This window comes from Brachybacterium sp. UNK5269, from assembly GCF_049266655.1.
GTDB lineage: Bacteria > Actinomycetota > Actinomycetes > Actinomycetales > Dermabacteraceae > Brachybacterium.
This window is the reverse complement of sequence record NZ_CP184883.1, coordinates 2,981,322-2,998,430: the sequence shown is the minus strand read 5'-3', so window position 1 is coordinate 2,998,430 and position 17,109 is coordinate 2,981,322. Positions and strand designations below refer to the sequence as shown.

General features: G+C 74.0%; 19 protein-coding genes. 6 read left to right on the top strand and 13 right to left on the bottom strand.

Annotated elements, in window-relative coordinates; all coding sequences use genetic code 11:
- Positions 1-1,578 carry a heparan-alpha-glucosaminide N-acetyltransferase domain-containing protein gene (locus tag ACOJUI_RS14035; RefSeq protein ID WP_422115559.1) on the top strand — a complete coding sequence of 526 codons (1,578 nt, stop codon included), beginning with the start codon at positions 1-3 and terminating at the stop codon, positions 1,576-1,578.
- Positions 1,579-1,612: 34 nt separating this feature from the next.
- Here ACOJUI_RS14035 and ACOJUI_RS14030 read toward each other — a convergent pair whose 3' ends face one another.
- The 7 genes from ACOJUI_RS14030 to ACOJUI_RS14000 all read right to left on the bottom strand — a co-directional run bounded on the left by ACOJUI_RS14030 (position 1,613) and on the right by ACOJUI_RS14000 (position 7,380).
- Entirely contained in the window at positions 1,613-1,942 is a 330-nt protein-coding gene (locus tag ACOJUI_RS14030; RefSeq protein WP_422115558.1) for an Rv3654c family TadE-like protein, read from the bottom strand.
- Entirely contained in the window at positions 1,939-2,334 is a 396-nt protein-coding gene (locus ACOJUI_RS14025; RefSeq protein WP_422115557.1) for a TadE family type IV pilus minor pilin, read from the bottom strand. The genes ACOJUI_RS14030 and ACOJUI_RS14025 overlap by 4 nt, the downstream gene beginning before the upstream one ends.
- Positions 2,334-2,534 carry a DUF4244 domain-containing protein gene (locus ACOJUI_RS14020; RefSeq protein ID WP_422115556.1) on the bottom strand — a complete coding sequence of 67 codons (201 nt, stop codon included), beginning with the start codon at positions 2,532-2,534 and terminating at the stop codon, positions 2,334-2,336. The genes ACOJUI_RS14025 and ACOJUI_RS14020 overlap by 1 nt, the downstream gene beginning before the upstream one ends.
- Before the next feature lie 160 nt (positions 2,535-2,694).
- Complete coding sequence (locus ACOJUI_RS14015) at positions 2,695-3,780, bottom strand: type II secretion system F family protein (protein ID WP_422115555.1); 1,086 nt, start codon at positions 3,778-3,780, stop codon at positions 2,695-2,697.
- Positions 3,777-5,009, bottom strand: a complete 1,233-nt coding sequence (locus ACOJUI_RS14010) for a TadA family conjugal transfer-associated ATPase (protein WP_422115554.1) — start codon at positions 5,007-5,009, stop codon at positions 3,777-3,779. The genes ACOJUI_RS14015 and ACOJUI_RS14010 overlap by 4 nt, the downstream gene beginning before the upstream one ends.
- Complete coding sequence (locus ACOJUI_RS14005) at positions 5,006-6,163, bottom strand: hypothetical protein (protein ID WP_422115553.1); 1,158 nt, start codon at positions 6,161-6,163, stop codon at positions 5,006-5,008. Before ACOJUI_RS14005 ends, ACOJUI_RS14010 begins: the two co-directional genes overlap by 4 nt.
- A gap of 416 nt (positions 6,164-6,579) precedes the next feature.
- Positions 6,580-7,380: an exodeoxyribonuclease III gene (locus tag ACOJUI_RS14000; protein ID WP_422115552.1), complete on the bottom strand. Its 801-nt coding sequence runs from the start codon at positions 7,378-7,380 to the stop codon at positions 6,580-6,582.
- A 63-nt stretch (positions 7,381-7,443) separates the two neighbouring features.
- Here ACOJUI_RS14000 and ACOJUI_RS13995 point away from each other — a divergent pair, with 63 nt between their 5' ends.
- Positions 7,444-8,292, top strand: coding sequence for an SDR family NAD(P)-dependent oxidoreductase (locus ACOJUI_RS13995; protein WP_422115551.1), 849 nt, complete (start codon positions 7,444-7,446; stop codon positions 8,290-8,292).
- A 65-nt stretch (positions 8,293-8,357) separates the two neighbouring features.
- Positions 8,358-8,957 carry an orotate phosphoribosyltransferase gene (locus tag ACOJUI_RS13990; RefSeq protein ID WP_422115550.1) on the top strand — a complete coding sequence of 200 codons (600 nt, stop codon included), beginning with the start codon at positions 8,358-8,360 and terminating at the stop codon, positions 8,955-8,957.
- A 58-nt stretch (positions 8,958-9,015) separates the two neighbouring features.
- On the opposite strand, the gene ACOJUI_RS13985 is transcribed toward ACOJUI_RS13990, so the two are convergent.
- A complete protein-coding gene (locus ACOJUI_RS13985; protein ID WP_422115549.1) occupies positions 9,016-9,951 on the bottom strand; it encodes a neutral zinc metallopeptidase in 936 nt (311 codons plus the stop codon).
- A gap of 176 nt (positions 9,952-10,127) precedes the next feature.
- Here ACOJUI_RS13985 and ACOJUI_RS13980 point away from each other — a divergent pair, with 176 nt between their 5' ends.
- From ACOJUI_RS13980 to fbaA, 3 genes are all read left to right on the top strand, one after another.
- Complete coding sequence (locus ACOJUI_RS13980) at positions 10,128-10,874, top strand: DedA family protein (protein WP_422115548.1); 747 nt, start codon at positions 10,128-10,130, stop codon at positions 10,872-10,874.
- A complete protein-coding gene (locus ACOJUI_RS13975) occupies positions 10,871-11,560 on the top strand; it encodes a TrmH family RNA methyltransferase (protein WP_422115547.1) in 690 nt (229 codons plus the stop codon). Before ACOJUI_RS13980 ends, ACOJUI_RS13975 begins: the two co-directional genes overlap by 4 nt.
- 135 nt (positions 11,561-11,695) lie before the next feature.
- Complete coding sequence (fbaA, locus tag ACOJUI_RS13970; protein ID WP_422115546.1) at positions 11,696-12,724, top strand: class II fructose-bisphosphate aldolase; 1,029 nt, start codon at positions 11,696-11,698, stop codon at positions 12,722-12,724.
- Positions 12,725-13,032: 308 nt separating this feature from the next.
- Here the strand turns inward: fbaA and ACOJUI_RS13965 are convergent, their stop codons facing one another.
- From ACOJUI_RS13965 to ACOJUI_RS13945, 5 genes are all read right to left on the bottom strand, one after another.
- Positions 13,033-13,350, bottom strand: coding sequence for a DUF2516 family protein (locus ACOJUI_RS13965; RefSeq protein WP_422115545.1), 318 nt, complete (start codon positions 13,348-13,350; stop codon positions 13,033-13,035).
- 66 nt (positions 13,351-13,416) lie between these two features.
- Positions 13,417-14,730 (bottom strand): FUSC family protein, encoded by a 1,314-nt coding sequence (locus tag ACOJUI_RS13960; RefSeq protein WP_422115544.1) that lies wholly within the window; start codon positions 14,728-14,730, stop codon positions 13,417-13,419.
- An 11-nt stretch (positions 14,731-14,741) separates the two neighbouring features.
- On the bottom strand, positions 14,742-15,176 hold the full coding sequence (locus tag ACOJUI_RS13955; RefSeq protein ID WP_422115543.1) for a hypothetical protein: 435 nt from the start codon (positions 15,174-15,176) through the stop codon (positions 14,742-14,744).
- Positions 15,177-15,286: 110 nt separating this feature from the next.
- Positions 15,287-16,408, bottom strand: coding sequence for a YgfZ/GcvT domain-containing protein (locus ACOJUI_RS13950; RefSeq protein ID WP_422115542.1), 1,122 nt, complete (start codon positions 16,406-16,408; stop codon positions 15,287-15,289).
- Positions 16,401-17,030, bottom strand: a complete 630-nt coding sequence (locus ACOJUI_RS13945; protein WP_422115541.1) for an FABP family protein — start codon at positions 17,028-17,030, stop codon at positions 16,401-16,403. The genes ACOJUI_RS13950 and ACOJUI_RS13945 overlap by 8 nt, the downstream gene beginning before the upstream one ends.
- Between the last annotated feature and the right edge of the window lie 79 nt (positions 17,031-17,109).

Genomic DNA, 17,109 nt, shown 5'->3' with positions numbered 1-17,109 from the left:
ATGAGCAGTGCCGTCGTGGATCGATCGATCGTGGAGGCCCCCGCACCGGGGCCCGGCCCCGGTGAGCGCCTGCGGCGCCTGGTCTCCCCGCCGCGGATCAACGCCCTGGACGCGGCCCGGGCGCTCGCGATCCTGGGCATGATCGGCGCGCACGTCGGGAACATCCCGCCCTTCGACCCGAGCGCTCCGCTGAGCTACCTCTCGGTGGTGCACGGCCATTCCTCGCTGCTGTTCGCCGTGCTCGCAGGCATCTCTATCGCCCTGATGACGGGCCGGACCCGGCTGCCCGAGCCCGCCGAGCTGCCCGGACTGCGGCTCGGGCTGCTGGGACGCGGCGCCACGATCTTCGTCATCGGGCTGATGCTGGAGATGCTCGGGACCGGCGTCGCGGTGATCCTGGCCTTCTACGGGATCATGTACGTCGCCGCGATGCCGGTGCTCCGCCTGCGACCGAGCCGGCTGATCCTGCTGGCGGCCCTCATCGCCCTGGTCGGACCGCTCGTGGTCACCGTCGCCGAGGTGCTCTCGCTCGGCGTCGCGGGGGAGGGTGCCTACCTGGTGCTGATCGGCGTCTACCGGTTCACCGCCTGGGCCCCGCTGATGCTGGTGGGGATGGCGCTGGGCAGGCTGCCTCTGGAGCGGCGCCACGTCGCGGCCGCGATCGCGGGGGTCGGGGCGGGGCTCGCGGTCGTCGGGACGATCGTGGGGATGCTCGCCGCGCTCTCGTTCTCGCTGCTGCCCTCGTTCCCGGGCAGCAGCTCGTCCTGGGACTCCAGCGTCTCCTCCGGCGCGGGCACGGACTCCTCGTCCTGGGTCGAGGAGTACGACGAGATGGTCCCGGCCGAGCAGGTCGACATCACCGGCATGGTCTGCTATCCGCCGTACCCGGGGGACCCCACCGTCTACTGCGAGCCGCCCGGGTACGCGCAGAAGTGGATGGGGGAGGAGTCCTCCTGGCAGCTCGAGGGGGAGAGCGCGGGCTGGGAGACCTACCCGGAGCAGCTGGGGCTGATGGACCCGTGGTGGATGATCGCCAGCTCGCTGGTCTCGCCCGACGCGCATTCGGGCTCCACCGTCGAGATCATCCGCTCCGCCGGGCTCTCGATGCTCGTGATCGGCGTGCTGCTGCTGGTGGCGCGGCCGCTGCGGTGGCTGCTGCTGCCGCTGTCGGCCCTCGGGGCGATGCCCTTGACCGCGTACTCGGCTCATGTCCTGGCCCTCTTCGCGCTGCTCGGGCCCGGTGGCTGGATGGCCAGCAACCTGGCCTGGCTGCTGATGAGCGCCGTCCTGATCGCGCTGTGCTTGGCGTGGTCGGCGTTCCGGGGCCGCGGCCCGCTCGAACGGGTGACGGCGTGGTCGGCCCGGCGAGCGCGGGGGCCGCTCCTCGCGGTCGCCCCGACCGCCCCCGGCGCGGAGGCGCGGACGCCACCAGGTGAGAGTCCCGGGGGAGCGTCAGAGCCGACGCAACCGACGCAGCCGGCGGAGCCGACGGAGCCGATGGAGCCGGCAGCGCCGCCGGGACGGCCGGACGCCGCGCCGGGCCCGGCGCCGACCGATCCGGGCGGCGCGGGACGCTGAGGCGGCAGGGCCGCGCCCGAGCACCGGGTGAGCCTCACGGCTGCGTCGGGCCGGGTCCCGCGCGGGAGCGCGCCGTCGCCGGCGGCAGCGGGGCGGCCTCGACCCGGACGCTCACCAGCACGTCCCACTCCCGCTGCTCGCAGGTGACCACCTGCGCCCCGTTGCGGGCGGCGGCCTCGACGGCCACGGCGCAGGGCCGGCCGTGCGCGGCGGCGAGGGCGTCGGCTCCGGCGAGGGCGGCGAGGTCGGCCGCGGTGGCGGCACGGGACTGGGCGATCGCGCCGGTGCCCAGCAGGGACAGGCCCGCGATCACCGCGGTGGCGGCGCCGGTCCATGCCAGCACCGAGGCGGCGGAGGTGCTCATGGTGCGACGCCGACCAGCAGATGCGGTTCGCGCCGCGCTTCGGCGTCGGCCGTGAGCTCCCAGGCGGCGCCGGACAGCGGGCCCGACGGGGCGCGGAGGGTGCGCGCGACCTCGACCCGCACCCAGGTCCCCTGGGAGGAGATCCGCACGGCGGTGCCCTCGCCGCCGATCCGCTGGGCGATGGCGGTGGCGGTGGCGTCGTCCTCGCCGCGGGCGAGCTCCCGGGCGGCGCCGCGCGCTGCGCTCTCGAGCCGCACCTGGGTGCTCAGGCCCGCCCCGGTCAGCAGCACGACCACCACCATCACCACCACCACCGGCAGCACGATCGCGGTCTCGGCGGTGGCGGACCCCCGGTCGTCCCGGAGTCGGGACGACCGGGCGGACCGCGTCATCACGACCCCATCGACAGGGCCGAGGTGATGATCTGCAGCAGCAGCGCACGCACCTGACCGGAGGCCAGCAGGGCGACCAGGACGGCGGCGAAGCCGCAGGCGGCGAGCACCGTGATGGCGTACTCGGCGGTGGAGGCGCCGGTCTCGTCGCGCATCACCCGCTCGAGGGCCCGGTGCAGTCGGTGCCTGGTGTGGGACATGGTGTTCTCCTTCGGGTCGAGGACGGCGCTCGCCGCCCGCTCGCGGCCGCAGCCGCTTCGGCCGGGACGGCGTCCGCCGCCCCGCTGTGGCAGCCGCAGCCGCCGAACGCCGGCCCGGGAAGCGGCCGGCGCACCGGGTGGGACCCGGTGGTCCGTCACCTCACCCCCCGCCGGAGGCGAGCGAGAGGGTGCCGCCGAGCAGCGACATCACCGTGGGGATGATGCCGAGCACCACGAAGGCCGGCAGCAGGGTCAGCCCGGTGGGCAGCACCAGGCGGACCGCGAGCTGCGCCGCGAGCACCTCGGCGTCGCGGGCGCGTCCCCGGCGGGCGTCCCGCGCGGCCGAGCGCAGCACCCGGGCCAGGTCCGCCCCGGTGGTCTCGGCCAGCAGCGCGGAGTCGCCGAGCGCCGCCAGCCCGGGCGGAAGGCCCGCTGTCGCGAGGGAGGCGGGCACGCCGGCCTCGAGGGCGGTGGAGAGCCGGGCGAGCGCCGCGGCGTCGCTTCCGGCGGGCAGGGAGGGGGCGACGGCGGCCACGGCGCGGGACAGCGGCAGCCCCGACTCGAGTGCCCCGGCGATCAGCTCGAGCACCACCGAGGGGTCCACGCGCGAGGGGCGGGGAGGGTCCGCCCGGTGGATCAGGCGCCGCATCCACCACCATCCGAGGAGGGTCAGCGCGATGCCGGTCAGGCCCAGCAGGCGTCCGGCGCCGGAGGAGGTCAGCAGCCGCAGCGGGTCCCCGCCCAGCAGCATCCCCAGACCGAGTCCGGCCACCGGCAGCACCAGCAGGATCCGGGCGGTGGAGCGAGGGCCGGCGAAGGCGCTGCGACGGGCCTGCGCGGCATCGTGCAGATCGCGCAGGGCCTCCGCCAGGGTCTGCAGCATCGCCGCCGTCGGCGCCCCGGTCCGCTCGCACACGGTCAGGGCCGCGCCGAGGGAGCTGACCATCTGCGAGTCGTGGAGGGGGCCGGCGGCGCTCCGGCGCGGATCGGAGCCCGCTGCGGCGGCCCGGGCCAGATCGCGCAGGTCGCCGTCGGGCAGGGTGCGCGCCACCGCGGCCCAGGCCGGGCGGATCCCCGAGCCGGAGCTGATCACCGTGGCCAGCTGTTCTATCAGCCGGGCCACCTCGAGGGGTCCGACCGCGAGGCGTCGAGGGCGGCGTGCCCGCGGCGGGGGCGGGGCGGGCACGGGCGGGGCGGCGAGGACCCAGGCCAGCAGCAGGGCGAGGGGCAGGGCGGCGAGGATCATGCCGACCTCCGCCGCAGGGCGCGGGGCTGCGAGGCGCCGCCCGCGGACGGGGGAGCGGGGGCGGCCCGGCCGATCCGGGCGGTGAGGGCGGCGGCCGCCGGGCCCTCCGCGAGGTGCCCGTCCCAGAGCCGCAGCGCGGTCTCGGCCTGCAGCATCCCGTCCTCGCCGCGGCGCAGCAGGGCGATCTCCTCCAGGGCCCGCACCCCGTCCCGGCGCCCGAGGTGCACGACCACCTCGAGAGCGCTTGCGACCTGGGCGGCGAGCGCCGCACGGCCCAGCCCGCCGAGGGCGCCCAGGGCCTCCAGGCGGGCGGGGACGTCGCGGGCGGCGTTCGCATGGACGGTGCCGCAGCCGCCCTCATGGCCCGTGTTCAGCGCCTGCAGCAGCTCCCGGATCTCCGCCCCGCGGCACTCGCCGAGCACGATCCGGTCCGGGCGCATCCGCAGGCTCTGCCGCACCAGGGCGGTGAGGTCCACCGCGCCCGCCCCCTCGCTGTTGGCGTGCCGGGACTGCAGGTGGACGACGTGGGGGTGATCGACGGCGAGCTCGAGCACGTCCTCGACCACGACGATGCGCTCGCCGGGAGGAGCCTCGCGCAGCATGGCGGCCAGCAGGGTCGATTTGCCGGTGCCGGTGCCCCCGGTGACCAGGAAGGGCAGGCGGGAGATGATGATCGCCTGCAGCACGGCCCGCGAGGTGGGCTCGATCGCCCCCAGCTGCTCGAGGTCGTCGAGGCTGAGGCGGCGGGTGGCCGGCAGCCGCAGCGAGATGATCGTCCCCCCGGGGGACAGCGGGGGCAGCACGGCATGGAAGCGGATGCCGGTCGGCAGATGCGCATCGGCCCAGGGCACCGCGTCGTCCAGGCGGCGGCCGCCGACGGTCGCGAGCCGCACGGCCAGCTCCCGCGCCTCGCCGGGCCGCAGCCGGACGCCGGCCCGGCGCAGTCCGTCGGGGTCGTCGACCCACACCGCGCCGTCGTCGTTGACCAGCAGGTCCGTCACCCCGGGGGCGATCAGCGCCTGCAGGGGTCCGAGCCCGTCGACGTGATCGCGCAGCCGGGCCGTCAGCTCGAGGGTCGCCGCGGCGCCGAGCACCCGGCCCTGGCGGCGCAGCACCCGCACCACGCGGGGCACATCGACCGCGCCGGGGGAGCGCACCAGGTCCTCGCGCAGCAGCTCCAGCAGCGGGGCGAGGTCCTCGTCGAACGCAGGGCGGTGCGTGGCGGTCATGACCGGCCCGGCCCGGTGAGGGTGCTGAGCAGGGTGCGTGCGCCACGGTCCGCGCCGCCGCGGCGCACGTCCAGCAGCGGGACGGTGCCGGGGCGGCTGTCGCGGAAGGCGGCGGCGAGGGGCAGAGCCAGGTCCGCGCCGACCTCCGCCGGGCGCAACGGTCCGGTGCACCGCACCACCACCTGCACTCGTGCCTCGCCGAGCTGCCAGGAGTGCAGTCGCCGCGCGGCGGCCCGTACCGCGTGATCGGTGGAGGGGACGACCACGAGCAGGTGGTCGAGGTGCTCCGCAGCGGCCGGGACCAGCTCGACCCCGAGGTCCACCACCACCGTCCCGCCCAGCGGCGACAGCGCCGAGAGCACGGACGACAGGCGGCGCGGACCCGGCCCGGTGAGGTCGCGGGCCGCCAGCAGGGAGACCCCGTCCACCTGCGGCAGGCCGTCGCGCAGCGCCTCCCCGTCGTCCGGACCGAGCCCGGCGGTGTCGGCCCAGCCGATGCCGTCCGCGCCCGGGGCCTCGACCAGCAGGTCCAGGCCGCCGCCCAGCGGGTCGGCATCCACCAGCGTCACCGGCCCGTGGAGCCGCGCGGCGGCGGCGAGCCGCGCCGCGAAGCTGGAGGCCCCCGCCCCGCCGCAGCCCCCGACCACCCCGAGCAGGACGGAGGCGGCGCGGGGGCGGGCGAGCTCCGCCAGTCGGGAGAGCAGCTCCTCCGAACCGCCCGGGAGGGGCAGGACGCTGCGGGCACCGGCCTCGAGGGCGCTGCGCCAGGCAGCGGCCGGCACCTCGGGGTCGGCCGTGACGACGAGCAGCGGCGCGCCGCCGGCGGCGAGCATCACGGCGCCGGCCACGAGCGCGTCGGCATCGGTCACCACGCAGACCGCGGGGCCGCCGGCGGCGTCGTCGGCAAGGTCCATCCCGACCGCGGTGGCATGATCCGCCACCAGCGCCCGCAGGGTGCGATCGGCTCCGACCCAGCGCACCAGCGGACGCCGGCCCGCTCCCGCGCCGGGCGACGAGACCCCGGCGCCCGGGAAGCGACTGGCCCGACGCCGTATGAACGGGCCGGCGGGCCCGGCCGAGGCGCGCAGCTGCGCGCTGTCGGCCAGGCCCACGGCGGTCGCGCCGGCGTCGGCGGGAAGGGGTGCGCTGGTCATGCGGACATCGTGACCGGGGTCGTCACCGCCGCCCAGAGCGCCCCGCTCCGCGGTGGACAGACGCTCCGTGGGGAGGAACCGTCAGCGGGACCGAGGTCCTTGCGCGCCCCTCACGATGCGCGTAATGTGATCTGCACAACGACGAATACCGGCATCGGAACCCACGTACGACTGGTCCCCGCAACGGACCGGTTGCGAGGCGTCGAAAGCGCCACCGCAACTGCTTCACGTGTACGCCTGATCCCGATGCAGAGGCTCGTCCGGAGCGGCGCCGCGAGAGATCGCGACGCCGCTCCTTCTGTGTGCGGAGCACTGCCCGGCGCGGAGACCCGCTCGACGCGGAGACCCGCCGGCGTGCGAGGTCACGCCGGGGACGGGCCGCCCGGATCCTGGACCGGTCGCGCCCCCGGTACCGCTCAGAACTCCAGATCGACCACCACGGGTGCATGGTCCGAGGCGCCCTTGCCCTTGCGCTCCTCACGGTCGATGAACGAGCCCGTCACCGCGGACTGCACCGCGGGCGAGGCGAGCACGAAGTCGATCCGCATGCCCTCCCGCTTCGGGAACCGCAGCTGCTGGTAGTCCCAGTAGGTGTAGACCCCGGGGCCCGGGTGGTCCGGGCGCACCACGTCCGCGTAGCCGGCGTCCACCACGGCCCGGAAGGCGGCGCGCTCGGGCTCGGTGACGTGGGTGCTGCCCTCGAAGACCGTCACGTCCCACACGTCCTCGTCGAGCGGGGCGACGTTGAAATCTCCCACCAGCACGGAGCGGGCCTTTGGGTCCCCGGCCAGCTCACGAGCGCCCTCGGCGCGCAGCGCCTCGAGCCAGCGCAGCTTGTAGTCGTAGTGGGGATGGCCGAGCTCGCGCCCGTTGGGCACGTACAGCGACCAGATCCGCAGGCCGTCGCCGACCACGCCGCCGAGCGCGCGGGCCTCGACCACCCCGGTCTCGTCCTCGGGCCAGCTGGGCACGCCGGGCAGCTCGGTGCGCACGTCGCTCAGGCCCACCCGGGAGATCAGCGCCACCCCGTTCCACTGGTTCAGGCCGTGCGCGGCGACCTCGTACCCGGCGCTCTGCAGGGCCGTCAGGTCCAGCTGCTGGGGCTTGGCCTTGATCTCCTGGAGCGCGAGCACGTCGACGTCGTGCCGCTCGAGGAAGGCGAGCACCCGATCCATCCGGGCCCGCAGTGAGTTGATGTTCCAGGTCGCGATGCGCATGGGCCGATCCTACGGGGGACCGAAGCGGCCCGCCCGGAGCCCGGACGGGCGTAAACTCGGGCCATGGCGCGCGCACTCGTCACCGGCTCGACCTCCGGATTGGGCCTCGAGTTCGCCTGGCAGCTCGCGGGCACCGGGCACGACCTCGTCCTGGTCTCCCGCGATCAGGACCGCCTGCGCGCGGTCGCCGAGCAGATCCGCGACGTGCACGACGTCGCCGTCGAGGTCCTGCCCGCCGATCTCTCCGACCGCGGGCAGCTCGAACGCGTCGCGGTCCGGCTCACCGATCCCGTGGAGCCGGTGGACCTGCTGGTCAACAACGCCGGCTACGGTCTGCGCGGCGGCTTCCTCGAGATCGGCGTCGAGGACCACGAGAAGCAGATGGACACCCTGATGAAGGCGGTGCTGGTGCTCTCCCATGCCGCCGCCCGCACCATGATCCAGCGCCGCCGCGGGGCCATCCTCAACGTCAGCTCGCTGGCCGGGTACACCACGGCCGGCCCCTACGCGGCCTCCAAGAGCTGGGTCACCGTGTTCACGGAGTCGTTGGCGATGGAGCTCAAGGGCACCGGGGTCAGTGCCACCGCCCTGCTGCCCGGCTTCGTGCAGACCGAGTTCCATGAGCGCGCGTCGATGACCATGGACGGTCTGCCGCGGATCACCTGGCTGAAGGCGCCGTACGTCGTCGAGCAGGCGCTCAAGGACACCGCCAAGGGGGCGGTGCTGTCGATCCCCTCGGTCAAGTACCGCACCGCCGGGGAGTTCTCCCGGGTGGCCCCGCGCCCGCTGGTGCGCGCGATGACCTCCCCGAACTGGTACCGGCGCCTGCAGGCGCGCTCCGTGCAGCGCTCCCAGCGGCGCGCCTCCCGGCGCAACCTCCACGCCCCCTGGCAGCGCGACGACGAGGGGTAGGTGCCGCGCCGCCACCGGTGTCCGCTGCCGACGGCCGCCGCGACGGGGTCGATTACCCTGGCCGCATGCCGCACGCCCGCACCGCTCCCGCCCTGTCCCTCCCGATCCAGGACGCCCGCGAGCGCCTGCGCGTTCTGATCCGCGATCTCGCGGTGGTGCGCGGTCGCGTCGTCCTCTCCTCCGGCGCGGAGGCGGACCACTACGTGGACCTGCGCCGCATCACCCTCCACCACGAGGCCGCCCCGCTGGTGGGCCGGGTGATGCTGGACCTGCTGCAGCGCGAGGGCCTGGTGCCCGGGATCGAGGCCGTGGGCGGACTGACCCTGGGCGCCGACCCGGTCGCGACCTCGATCCTGCACGCCTCCGCTGCGGACCCCGCGCTCGCGTCGCTGAACGCCTTCGTGGTGCGCAAGGCGAACAAGGCCCACGGACTGCAGCGACGCATCGAGGGCCCCGAGGTCGCCGGGCGCCGGGTGGTGGCCGTCGAGGACACCTCCACCACCGGCGGCAGCGTGCTGACCGCCTGCGAGGCGCTGAGCCAGGCGGGCGCAGACATCGCCGCGGTGGCCGTGATCGTCCATCGCGCCGACGCCTCCCGCGCGGCCGTCGAGGCGGCGGGCCACCGCTACCTGGCGGCGTACGACATCTCCGAGCTGGAGATCTGAGCCCGGCTCCCCGGCGCACCCCCGTCGGGGGACCACCGGCCCGCCGCCGGGGAACCGGTCAGACCCGGTCGGCGCCGAAGGTGTCGCAGGCCTCGACGGTGCCCTGCTCATAGCCGGTGGTGAACCAGCTGCGACGCTGCTCGGAGGAGCCGTGGGTCCACGTCTCCGGCCGGACCTGTCCGCCGGCCACCTCGCCCTGGATGTGGTCGTCGCCCACCGCGCTGGCCGCGGAGAGCGCGGACTCGATGTCCTCGCTCGTCAGCGGGGACAGCATCGCGTTGCCCGCGTCGTCGGTGGTGTTCGCGGCGTGGTGGGCCCACACCCCCGCGTAGCAGTCGGCCTGCAGCTCGAGACGCACCCCGTCGGACTGCGGCCCGGTCTGACCGCGGTCCGCGCGCTCCATCGCGCCGGAGAGGTACTGGATGTGGTGGCCGTACTCGTGGGCGACCACGTACATCTTGGCCAGCTGGCCGCCGTCGGCCCCGTACTGCGAGGACAGCGAGTCGAAGAAGGACACGTCCACGTAGAGCGTCATGTCGGCCGGGCAGTAGAAGGGGCCGACGTCCGCGGTGGCCGCACCGCAGCCGGTCTGGACGGAGCCGTCGAAGATCCGACCCTGCGGCTCGACGAAGTCGAGGCCCGCGGCCGGTCCCAGCTGCGACCACAGCGAGTCGCCGGACTCGACGGTCGCCTGCACCAGGCAGTCGTCCCTCTCGTTGGCCTCGGCGCCGGTCAGGCAGTGGTCCAGGGACCCGCCCTCGGCGACCGGGCCCTGCTGACCGGACAGGCCGCGCAGCAGGTCCGACGGGATCACGCCCATCAGGGTCAGGACGACCAGCACCACCAGCAGCAGGCAGCCGCCGGTGCCGCCGATCTTCAGCCCGCTCCCGCCGCGCCGCCCGCCCCCGCCGCCGCGCGGCCGGAAGCCGCCGCCCCCGCCCCCGGCCCGGGCGACGTTGTTCGAGCGGATCTCCGCGTTGGGGTTGAAGGTCATGGCGAAAGGGTAAGCCGACAGCGGCCCGGGGGCAGGTCGGAGAGCCGGGGTGAAGGTCCGGCGAAGGTGACCGAGCCATCACGGGCGGCGCCGCGGTGAGCCTCTAGCATGGAGCGCGCGAAGACGATCCTGGCCGCATCCGGTCCGGGCGCCCCGAGGCACACGAGGAGACCGGCATGAACATCGTCGACTGGGCGGTGGAGACCATGGACAGCCTCGGCGCTCTCGGCGTCTTCCTGCTGATCTTCCTGGAGAACCTGTTCCCGCCGATCCCCTCCGAGGTGATCCTGCCGCTGGCCGGCGTGACCGCGGCCGGGCCCAACCAGACCTACCTGGGGATGCTGCTGGCCTCGATCGGCGGCTCCCTGGTGGGTGCCTGGCTGCTGTACGGGCTGGGCCGTCTGCTCGGCCCGCAGCGGCTGCGGACGATCTTCATCAAGCTCCCGCTGCTGAACGTCCAGGACTACGACAAGACCGTCGAGTGGATGGACAAGCACGGGCACAAGGGCGTCTTCTTCGGCCGCATGGTGCCCGGGGTGCGGTCGCTGATCTCCATCCCGGCCGGCCTGTACGCGATGCCGATCGGTGTGTTCACCCTGCTCACGCTCGCGGGCAGCGCGATCTGGAACACCGTCTTCGTGACCATCGGCTACTTCATGGGCAGCAACTGGACGGTGATCGAGCCCTACACGGACGTGTTCTCGAACGTCGTCTACGTCATCATCGCCGTCATCATCGCGTGGTTCCTGATCCGGCTCGTCGTGCGGGAGGTCAAGCGGCGCCGGGCCGGGCTGCCGGATCCCGACCAGGCCCATCTCGAGCGCGAGCAGGACGGCCAGGACGGTGAGGACGAGGGGCACCGCGGGGGCGCATCGGCGGCGAGTCGCGCGGAGGGCCCGGCCGGCACCGGCGCGGAGCGGTGAGCGCCGAGGTCGCGCTCGAGTCCGACCGGGAGCGTCCCGCCGGGGCCCATCCCGGGACCGGCCCGGAGCGCCCCGTCGGCGTCGGCCCCCATCCCGAGCCCTGGCCGACGGACCCCCGCCTGGACCCGGCGCTGCTGGCGGCCGGGGACCGGCGCAATGTGGAGGACCGCTTCCGGTACTGGCGCCGCGAGGCGATCGTCGCCGAGCTCGACACCCGCCGCCATGACCTCCATGTCGCGATCGAGAACCTCGAGCACGACGCGAACATCGGCTCCGTGGTGCGCACGGCGAACGCCTTCGCGGTCGGCGCCTTCCACATCGTCGGCCGACGCCGCTGGAACCGCCGCGGCGCCATGGTGACCGACCGTTACCAGCACGAGATCCACCACCCCGATGCCGATCACCTCGTGCGGTGGGCGCGGGAGCAGGGGCGTCCCCTGGTCGCCATCGACCTCGTCGAGGGCGCGCTGCCGATCGAGCGCACCGCGCTGCCCCGCAACTCCGTGCTGGTGGTGGGGCAGGAGGGCCCCGGACTGAGCCCCGAGCTCCTCGCCGCCGCGGACCTCGTTGTCGGCATCACCCAGTTCGGCTCCACCCGCTCGATCAACGTCGCCGCGGCGGCCGCGATCGCGATGCACAGCTGGATCCTGCAGCACGCCCAGATCCCCGCAGGTCCCCTGCGCTGACCGCCGCGTCCACCAGGGACCTGTGGTCAGGCCCCCTCCGGGTCCCTGTGGAACAATGAGGAGGATCGAACGACCTCGGGCGGAGCACCGCGCCGCGGGTCGTCTCACAGCTCCACCAGCGAAGGAGAATGCCCCATGGCAGTCGCAACCCCGGATCAGTACGCAGAGATGATCGACCGGGCCAAGGCCGGAAAGTTCGCCTACCCGGCGGTCAACGTCTCGAGCTCGCAGACCGCCACCGCGGCCCTGCAGGGCTTCGCCGAGGCGAACTCCGACGGCATCATCCAGGTGTCCTTCGGCGGCGCCGAGTACCTCTCCGGCTCCACCATCAAGGACCGCGTGGCCGGATCCATCGCGCTCGCCGAGTACGTGCACGCGGTGGCCAAGAACTACCCGATCACGGTCGCCCTGCACACCGACCACTGCGCCAAGGAGGTCCTGCCCACCTGGGTCGAGCCCCTCATCGAGTGGGACCTCGAGAACCGCGTGAGCAAGGGTCTGAACCCGCTGTTCCAGTCCCACATGTGGGACGGCTCGGCCGTGCCGGTCGAGGAGAACCTCGAGATCGCCGAGCGCCTGCTCGAGAAGTCCGTCGAGGCCAAGAAGATCCTCGAGATCGAGGTCGGCGTGGTCGGCGGCGAGGAGGACGGCGTGGTCGCCGACGTCTCCAACGACAAGCTCTTCTCCACCCCCGAGGACGGCCTGAAGACGGCCGCCAAGCTCGGTCTCGGCGAGCGCGGCCGCTACCTCACCGCCCTCACCTTCGGCAACGTGCACGGCGTCTACAAGCCGGGCAACGTCAAGCTGACCCCCTCGATCCTGCTGGACATCCAGAAGGTCGTCGGCGAGAAGTACGGCAAGGACATGCCCTTCGACCTGGTCATGCACGGCGGCTCGGGCTCCTCGCTCGAGGAGATCCAGACCGCGGTCGACAACGGCGTCATCAAGATGAACATCGACACCGACACCCAGTACGCCTTCACCCGCCCCGTGGTCTCGCACATGTTCGAGAACTACGACGGCGTGCTGAAGATCGACGGCGAGGTCGGCAACAAGAAGGCCTACGACCCCCGCGCCTGGGGCAAGAAGGCCGAGGCCGGCATGGCCGCCCGCATCGTCGAGGCCGCGGAGAACCTCCGCTCGGCCGGCACCCACCAGGGCTGATCGACGTACTGCGAGCTTGCGAGCGGTAGGAGATCAGCCGATCTGGCTGGGCTGATCGACGTACTGCGAGCTTGCGAGCGGTAGGAGATCAGCCGACCGAGCAGGGCTGATCGACGCGTCCGACAGCACAGGACCCCGGGGCTTCGGCTCCGGGGTCCTGTCTGTCCGTAAGGGGTTGCGGGTGCTCGGGTGGGCAGCGCCGGAGCGGGTCAGGATCAGTTCCAGGGCGAGCTGATCCTGGAACGGGATCGAGCGATCCCGGACGGGCGACCGGTTCGGGAGCCTCCGGGCCGGGGGTCAGCCGCAGGTCACCAGCGGTTGCCCTGGGCGCGGCCCATGACCCGCTTCAGCGCGGGCAGCACATCGGCCAGGAAGACGCCGGCGATGACGATGCCGATGATCATGAACAGCATCGAGCTGCCCAGGCCCACGGGGTACGGGATCGAGAGGAAGCCCAGCAGCACGGCGACCCCGGTCAGCACGCACCAGAACACCTTGGTGCGCTTGCTCGCGGCGACGTAGGCGTCGGGGCGGAAGCGCAGTGCATTGACGAGGGCCCAGATCTCGACCGCCAGCAGCGCCAGTGCGAGCAGGAGGAAGATCCAGGTCTGGATGAGGGCGATCATCGCTTCAGGATACGGCGCGGTGCTGGACGGAGCCCGGACCGCCACGAGGGGACCGCTGGGCCGCGCTCAGCGGCGCCGGTCGGGATCGGAGCGGTCGGTGATCAGCAGCTCGAGCGCCTCGGTGGTCGCGGGCGGCTCGAGCGCCCGCATCTCCTGGGTCATGGGGCGGGGCCCGATCGCGTCGCCGTCGGCGGCGATGACCAGGCTGGGCAGGAAGCGCTTCGCCTCCGCGGCGGAGAGCCCGGTGGCCTGCAGCAGGTCGATGGCCAGGGAGCGCAGCTGGATGGTCAGGGTGACGCCCTCGAAGTGTCCGGCGCGGCCCGGGCGCAGCCCCTCGTCGTTGCGCAGCAGCATCTCGGGGGTGAGGTAGGAGCTGAACAGGCGCAGCTTCCGCCGCGCCTCGGTGAAGTCGACGTCCTCGTGCGAGACGGCGCTCATGAGCTCCTGGACGGCGTCGCGGGCGGCGAGCAGGGCGTCGGCGAGCGTGGAATGGGCGTCGCCGCGGACCGCGTCGAGGAACTCCACCTCATGGCGGGCGATCACCCGCATGTTCCGCATCGCCCGGTCGGAGCCGACCAGCAGGTGCTGGAGCCGGTCGACGTCGTCGGCGTGACGCAGCCCGTAGGGGGAGAAGGTGGCCATCTCGTTGGCCACGTCGTTGGCCAGCTTCCACTCGTCGGTGTACTTCTGGGAGGTCGAGCGGAGGTTCTTCAGGGCGGCCTGGGCGACGGCGCGGTCCCCGCTGCGGCCGGCGAGGGACAGGCTGACCAGCGTGTCGTCGAGCTCCTGGTAGAAGGAGACCGCGGCTCGGCGCTGCAGGTGGCGGGGGTCGCCGGAGAGCAGCAGGTGGATCAGGATCGCGACGGTCACTCCGGTCAGGGCATCGAGCACCCGGCCGCCCGGGGTCATGCCGGCCGTCTGCGGCATGATCATCACCAGCAGGGACTGGATGGCGACCTGGAAGCCGAAGAGGTTGGCCGAGTCGATGAACCGCGCCAGCATCCCGGCGACGAACACCACCACCAGGATCTGCCAGGTGCCGGAGCCCAGCACCGAGCGGGCGATCTCCCCCAGCAGCACCCCGAGCATCACCCCGCAGGACATCTCGACGATCTTGCGCATCTTCTTCTCGACGCCGAACCCGATGATGATGAAGGCGACGATCGCGGAGAAGAACGGGTGCTCGTGGCCCCAGAGCAGCCCGCTGACGAGGTAGGCGAGGGAGGCGGCGACCGCGGCGCGGCCGATGGTCAGGGCGTCGTTGCGGCCGCGCGAGACGCCGCGCACGAGCCAGTTCTTGACGGCGGCGCCGAACCGGTCGATGACCGACGCCGCCCGCAGGGGCCGGGTCGGGCCCGGTGTGGTGCTGCGATCCCTCATCCCGGGGGCGCTCACGGTCGCACCGGGTCCTGCAGCCGCATCTCCAGCAGCTCCTGCAGCTCGAAGGTGTCGCCGTCGCGGGCTCCGCGGCCCACCACCAGCGGTGCCGGGCTCGGCTCCGGCGTCGCGCCGCGCCACCGGGCCCACAGACCGCCCTCGACCCGCATCACGTAGTAGCGGCCCTCGGCGTCGACCGCGAGCGAGCGGTCCTGCTTGAGGTACCAGCCCGTGAGATCGGTGCGGACAGTGCCGGAGCCGGTGTACGGCCGCGCGCGCAGCGGGAGCGGGGCGATGCCGGCCTCCTGGAACCGGGCGACGGCCTCGCGGATCAGGGCGGTGGCCTGCTCGTGCTCGGCCTGGCGGGCGGCGTGCAGCGCCTGCTCCTTGGCCGCGAAGACCTCCCGCCGGTGCCGGGTCCAGTCCGTCTGGTCTCCCTGTGCGCTCATGGCCACCATTGTTCCAGGTCGCCGTGACCGGCTCCGCCCGTGACCGGCTCGGCCCGTGACCGGCAGCCGGCCGATGCGCGAGCAATGAGGGTCCCGGGCGGCTCGCGCGCTCAGAGCTTCGCGGTCACCGGGCGCTCGCCGTGGTCGCGGGGCACCACGATCGGCTCCTGGGAGGCGTCGATCCACACCGCGCCGCTGCCCCCGTCGGCCGCGCCGATCGGCACCTGCACGCTCAGGGCCGCATCGAGCGGCACCGCGCGGCGCACCACCGCCAGGGCGATCGGTCCGAGGTCGGCATGCAGGGCGGCGGAGGTGATGGCGCCGACGACCTTCCCCTCGGCGCCGCCGAGCCGGATCTCGCCGCCGGGGATCACCGGGACGTCCTGGGAGCCGTCGAGGTGGAGCATCACCAGGCGGCGCGGGGGCTGACCGAGGTTGAGGACCTTCGCGACCGTCTCCTGCCCGCGGTAGCAGCCCTTGGTGGTGTGCACCGTGGTGCGCAGCAGGTCCAGCTCATGGGGGATCGAGCGCTCGTCGACCTCGCGGGCCGCGCGGGCGCGGTGGTCCGCGATCCGCAGCGCCTCCCAGGAGCTCATGCCGGCCAGGTGCTCGGGACGCCAGGGCAGGGACTCCAGCGCCGCGGCCTCGAGGATCGTCAGCACCGCGCCCACCGGGTCCTCCGGGTCCGGGCCGTAGGCCACGCCCCCGGGGGCCACCTGCGGCCAGGGCTCGGACCAGACCGCGACGGGGGCGGGCAGGCCGAGGTCCGGCAGCACCTCGGCAGCGGGGGAGAGGGCGCCGAGCACCCGCAGGTCGTCGCGGTCGGTGAGCTCCACCCGGGCCGCGAAGCGCATCATCTCCAGGTAGCGGCGCAGGCCGGCCCGGGCCCCGGCATCGAGCACCAGCAGCACGGCGTCCTGGTCCGTCACCACGGCGGAGGCCAGGTGCTCGACCCGGCCCTGCGGGGACAGCACCGCGAGGGAGGAGGAGGTGCCGACGGGCGTGCCGGCCAGGACCTGGGTGGTCACCGTGGTCAGCCAGCTGCGGGCATCGGCCCCGCGCACCTCGAGCAGCTCGAGGTGGCCGAGGTCGACGACCGCGGCGCCGTCCAGCAGGTGCCGCTGTTCGCGCAGGGGGGCGCCGTAGTGGGCGGGGACGGCCGCATCGGGGCCGTCCCCGAGGACCGCGCCGGTCCTCAGCAGCGGGCGGATCTCGCGGACGGGCTCAGACACGGTGCAGCTCCAGGGAGAGGTAGGGGGTCAGTGCGGTCTCGTCGGGGGCGCCGCCCGGCACGGGGGTGCGCTGCTCCCAGAGCCACATCAGGCGTCCGGAGACGTAGCCGAACAGGCGGGTGGCGGTGACCTCGCCGGCCGCGGAGAGGGCCAGCTGGATGCGGGGGCCGCGAACCTCGCCCGTCCAGTCCTCGGCGCTCTCGCCGCGGCGCTCGAGGTGGGCGGTCAGGGCGTAGGACAGGATGCTCTCGGGGGAGCCGGGCTTCGCGGCCGCGGCGGCCGCGCGGTCCTGACCGGGCAGCAGGTCGCCGACGCTCCAGAGGCCGTCCTCGCGGTGGAGGAGGGTGCGCTCGCCGGTGCCGCTAGGAGCCGGGGTCGGGGCGGCGTCACGGGCGAAGGCGCTGGTGGGCGGCAGCGGCGCGGGGGCGTCGACCCGGTGGATCGTCGAGCGCCAGCCCAGGGTGCCGTCCTCCTGCGCGGTGCACAGCAGCTGCTGCTCGATGCGCTGCTCGGGAGCGCCGTCCTGCGGGGACGGGAGGGCACCGGAGCCCTCCCAGCTGCCGATCAGCCAGGCCAGGGGGTACAGCGACGCGGGGAGCGAGGGGTCGAGCGAGATGGGCATCGGTGCCGCTCGGTGCTCAGCGGTCGAAGAGCCGGGCGATCACCAGGGCGGCGAAGGCCAGGGTCCCCACCCCGACCAG

Bases quoted from the DNA above. Each gene is read 5' to 3' on its own strand.
- ACOJUI_RS14000 (WP_422115552.1), bottom strand. From the start codon at position 7,380: ATGCGCATCGCGACCTGGAACATCAACTCACTGCGGGCCCGGATGGAT.
- ACOJUI_RS13995 (WP_422115551.1), top strand. From the start codon at position 7,444: ATGGCGCGCGCACTCGTCACCGGCTCGACCTCCGGATTGGGCCTCGAG.
- ACOJUI_RS14020 (WP_422115556.1), bottom strand. From the start codon at position 2,534: ATGTCCCACACCAGGCACCGACTGCACCGGGCCCTCGAGCGGGTGATG.
- ACOJUI_RS13980 (WP_422115548.1), top strand. From the start codon at position 10,128: ATGAACATCGTCGACTGGGCGGTGGAGACCATGGACAGCCTCGGCGCT.
- ACOJUI_RS14015 (WP_422115555.1), bottom strand. From the start codon at position 3,780: ATGATCCTCGCCGCCCTGCCCCTCGCCCTGCTGCTGGCCTGGGTCCTC.
- ACOJUI_RS14025 (WP_422115557.1), bottom strand. From the start codon at position 2,334: ATGACGCGGTCCGCCCGGTCGTCCCGACTCCGGGACGACCGGGGGTCC.
- ACOJUI_RS13985 (WP_422115549.1), bottom strand. From the start codon at position 9,951: ATGACCTTCAACCCCAACGCGGAGATCCGCTCGAACAACGTCGCCCGG.
- ACOJUI_RS14035 (WP_422115559.1), top strand. From the start codon at position 1: ATGAGCAGTGCCGTCGTGGATCGATCGATCGTGGAGGCCCCCGCACCG.
- ACOJUI_RS13955 (WP_422115543.1), bottom strand. From the start codon at position 15,176: ATGAGCGCACAGGGAGACCAGACGGACTGGACCCGGCACCGGCGGGAG.
- ACOJUI_RS14010 (WP_422115554.1), bottom strand. From the start codon at position 5,009: ATGACCGCCACGCACCGCCCTGCGTTCGACGAGGACCTCGCCCCGCTG.
- ACOJUI_RS13960 (WP_422115544.1), bottom strand. From the start codon at position 14,730: ATGAGGGATCGCAGCACCACACCGGGCCCGACCCGGCCCCTGCGGGCG.
- ACOJUI_RS13990 (WP_422115550.1), top strand. From the start codon at position 8,358: ATGCCGCACGCCCGCACCGCTCCCGCCCTGTCCCTCCCGATCCAGGAC.
- ACOJUI_RS14030 (WP_422115558.1), bottom strand. From the start codon at position 1,942: ATGAGCACCTCCGCCGCCTCGGTGCTGGCATGGACCGGCGCCGCCACC.
- fbaA (WP_422115546.1), top strand. From the start codon at position 11,696: ATGGCAGTCGCAACCCCGGATCAGTACGCAGAGATGATCGACCGGGCC.
- ACOJUI_RS14005 (WP_422115553.1), bottom strand. From the start codon at position 6,163: ATGACCAGCGCACCCCTTCCCGCCGACGCCGGCGCGACCGCCGTGGGC.
- ACOJUI_RS13965 (WP_422115545.1), bottom strand. From the start codon at position 13,350: ATGATCGCCCTCATCCAGACCTGGATCTTCCTCCTGCTCGCACTGGCG.
- ACOJUI_RS13945 (WP_422115541.1), bottom strand. From the start codon at position 17,030: ATGCCCATCTCGCTCGACCCCTCGCTCCCCGCGTCGCTGTACCCCCTG.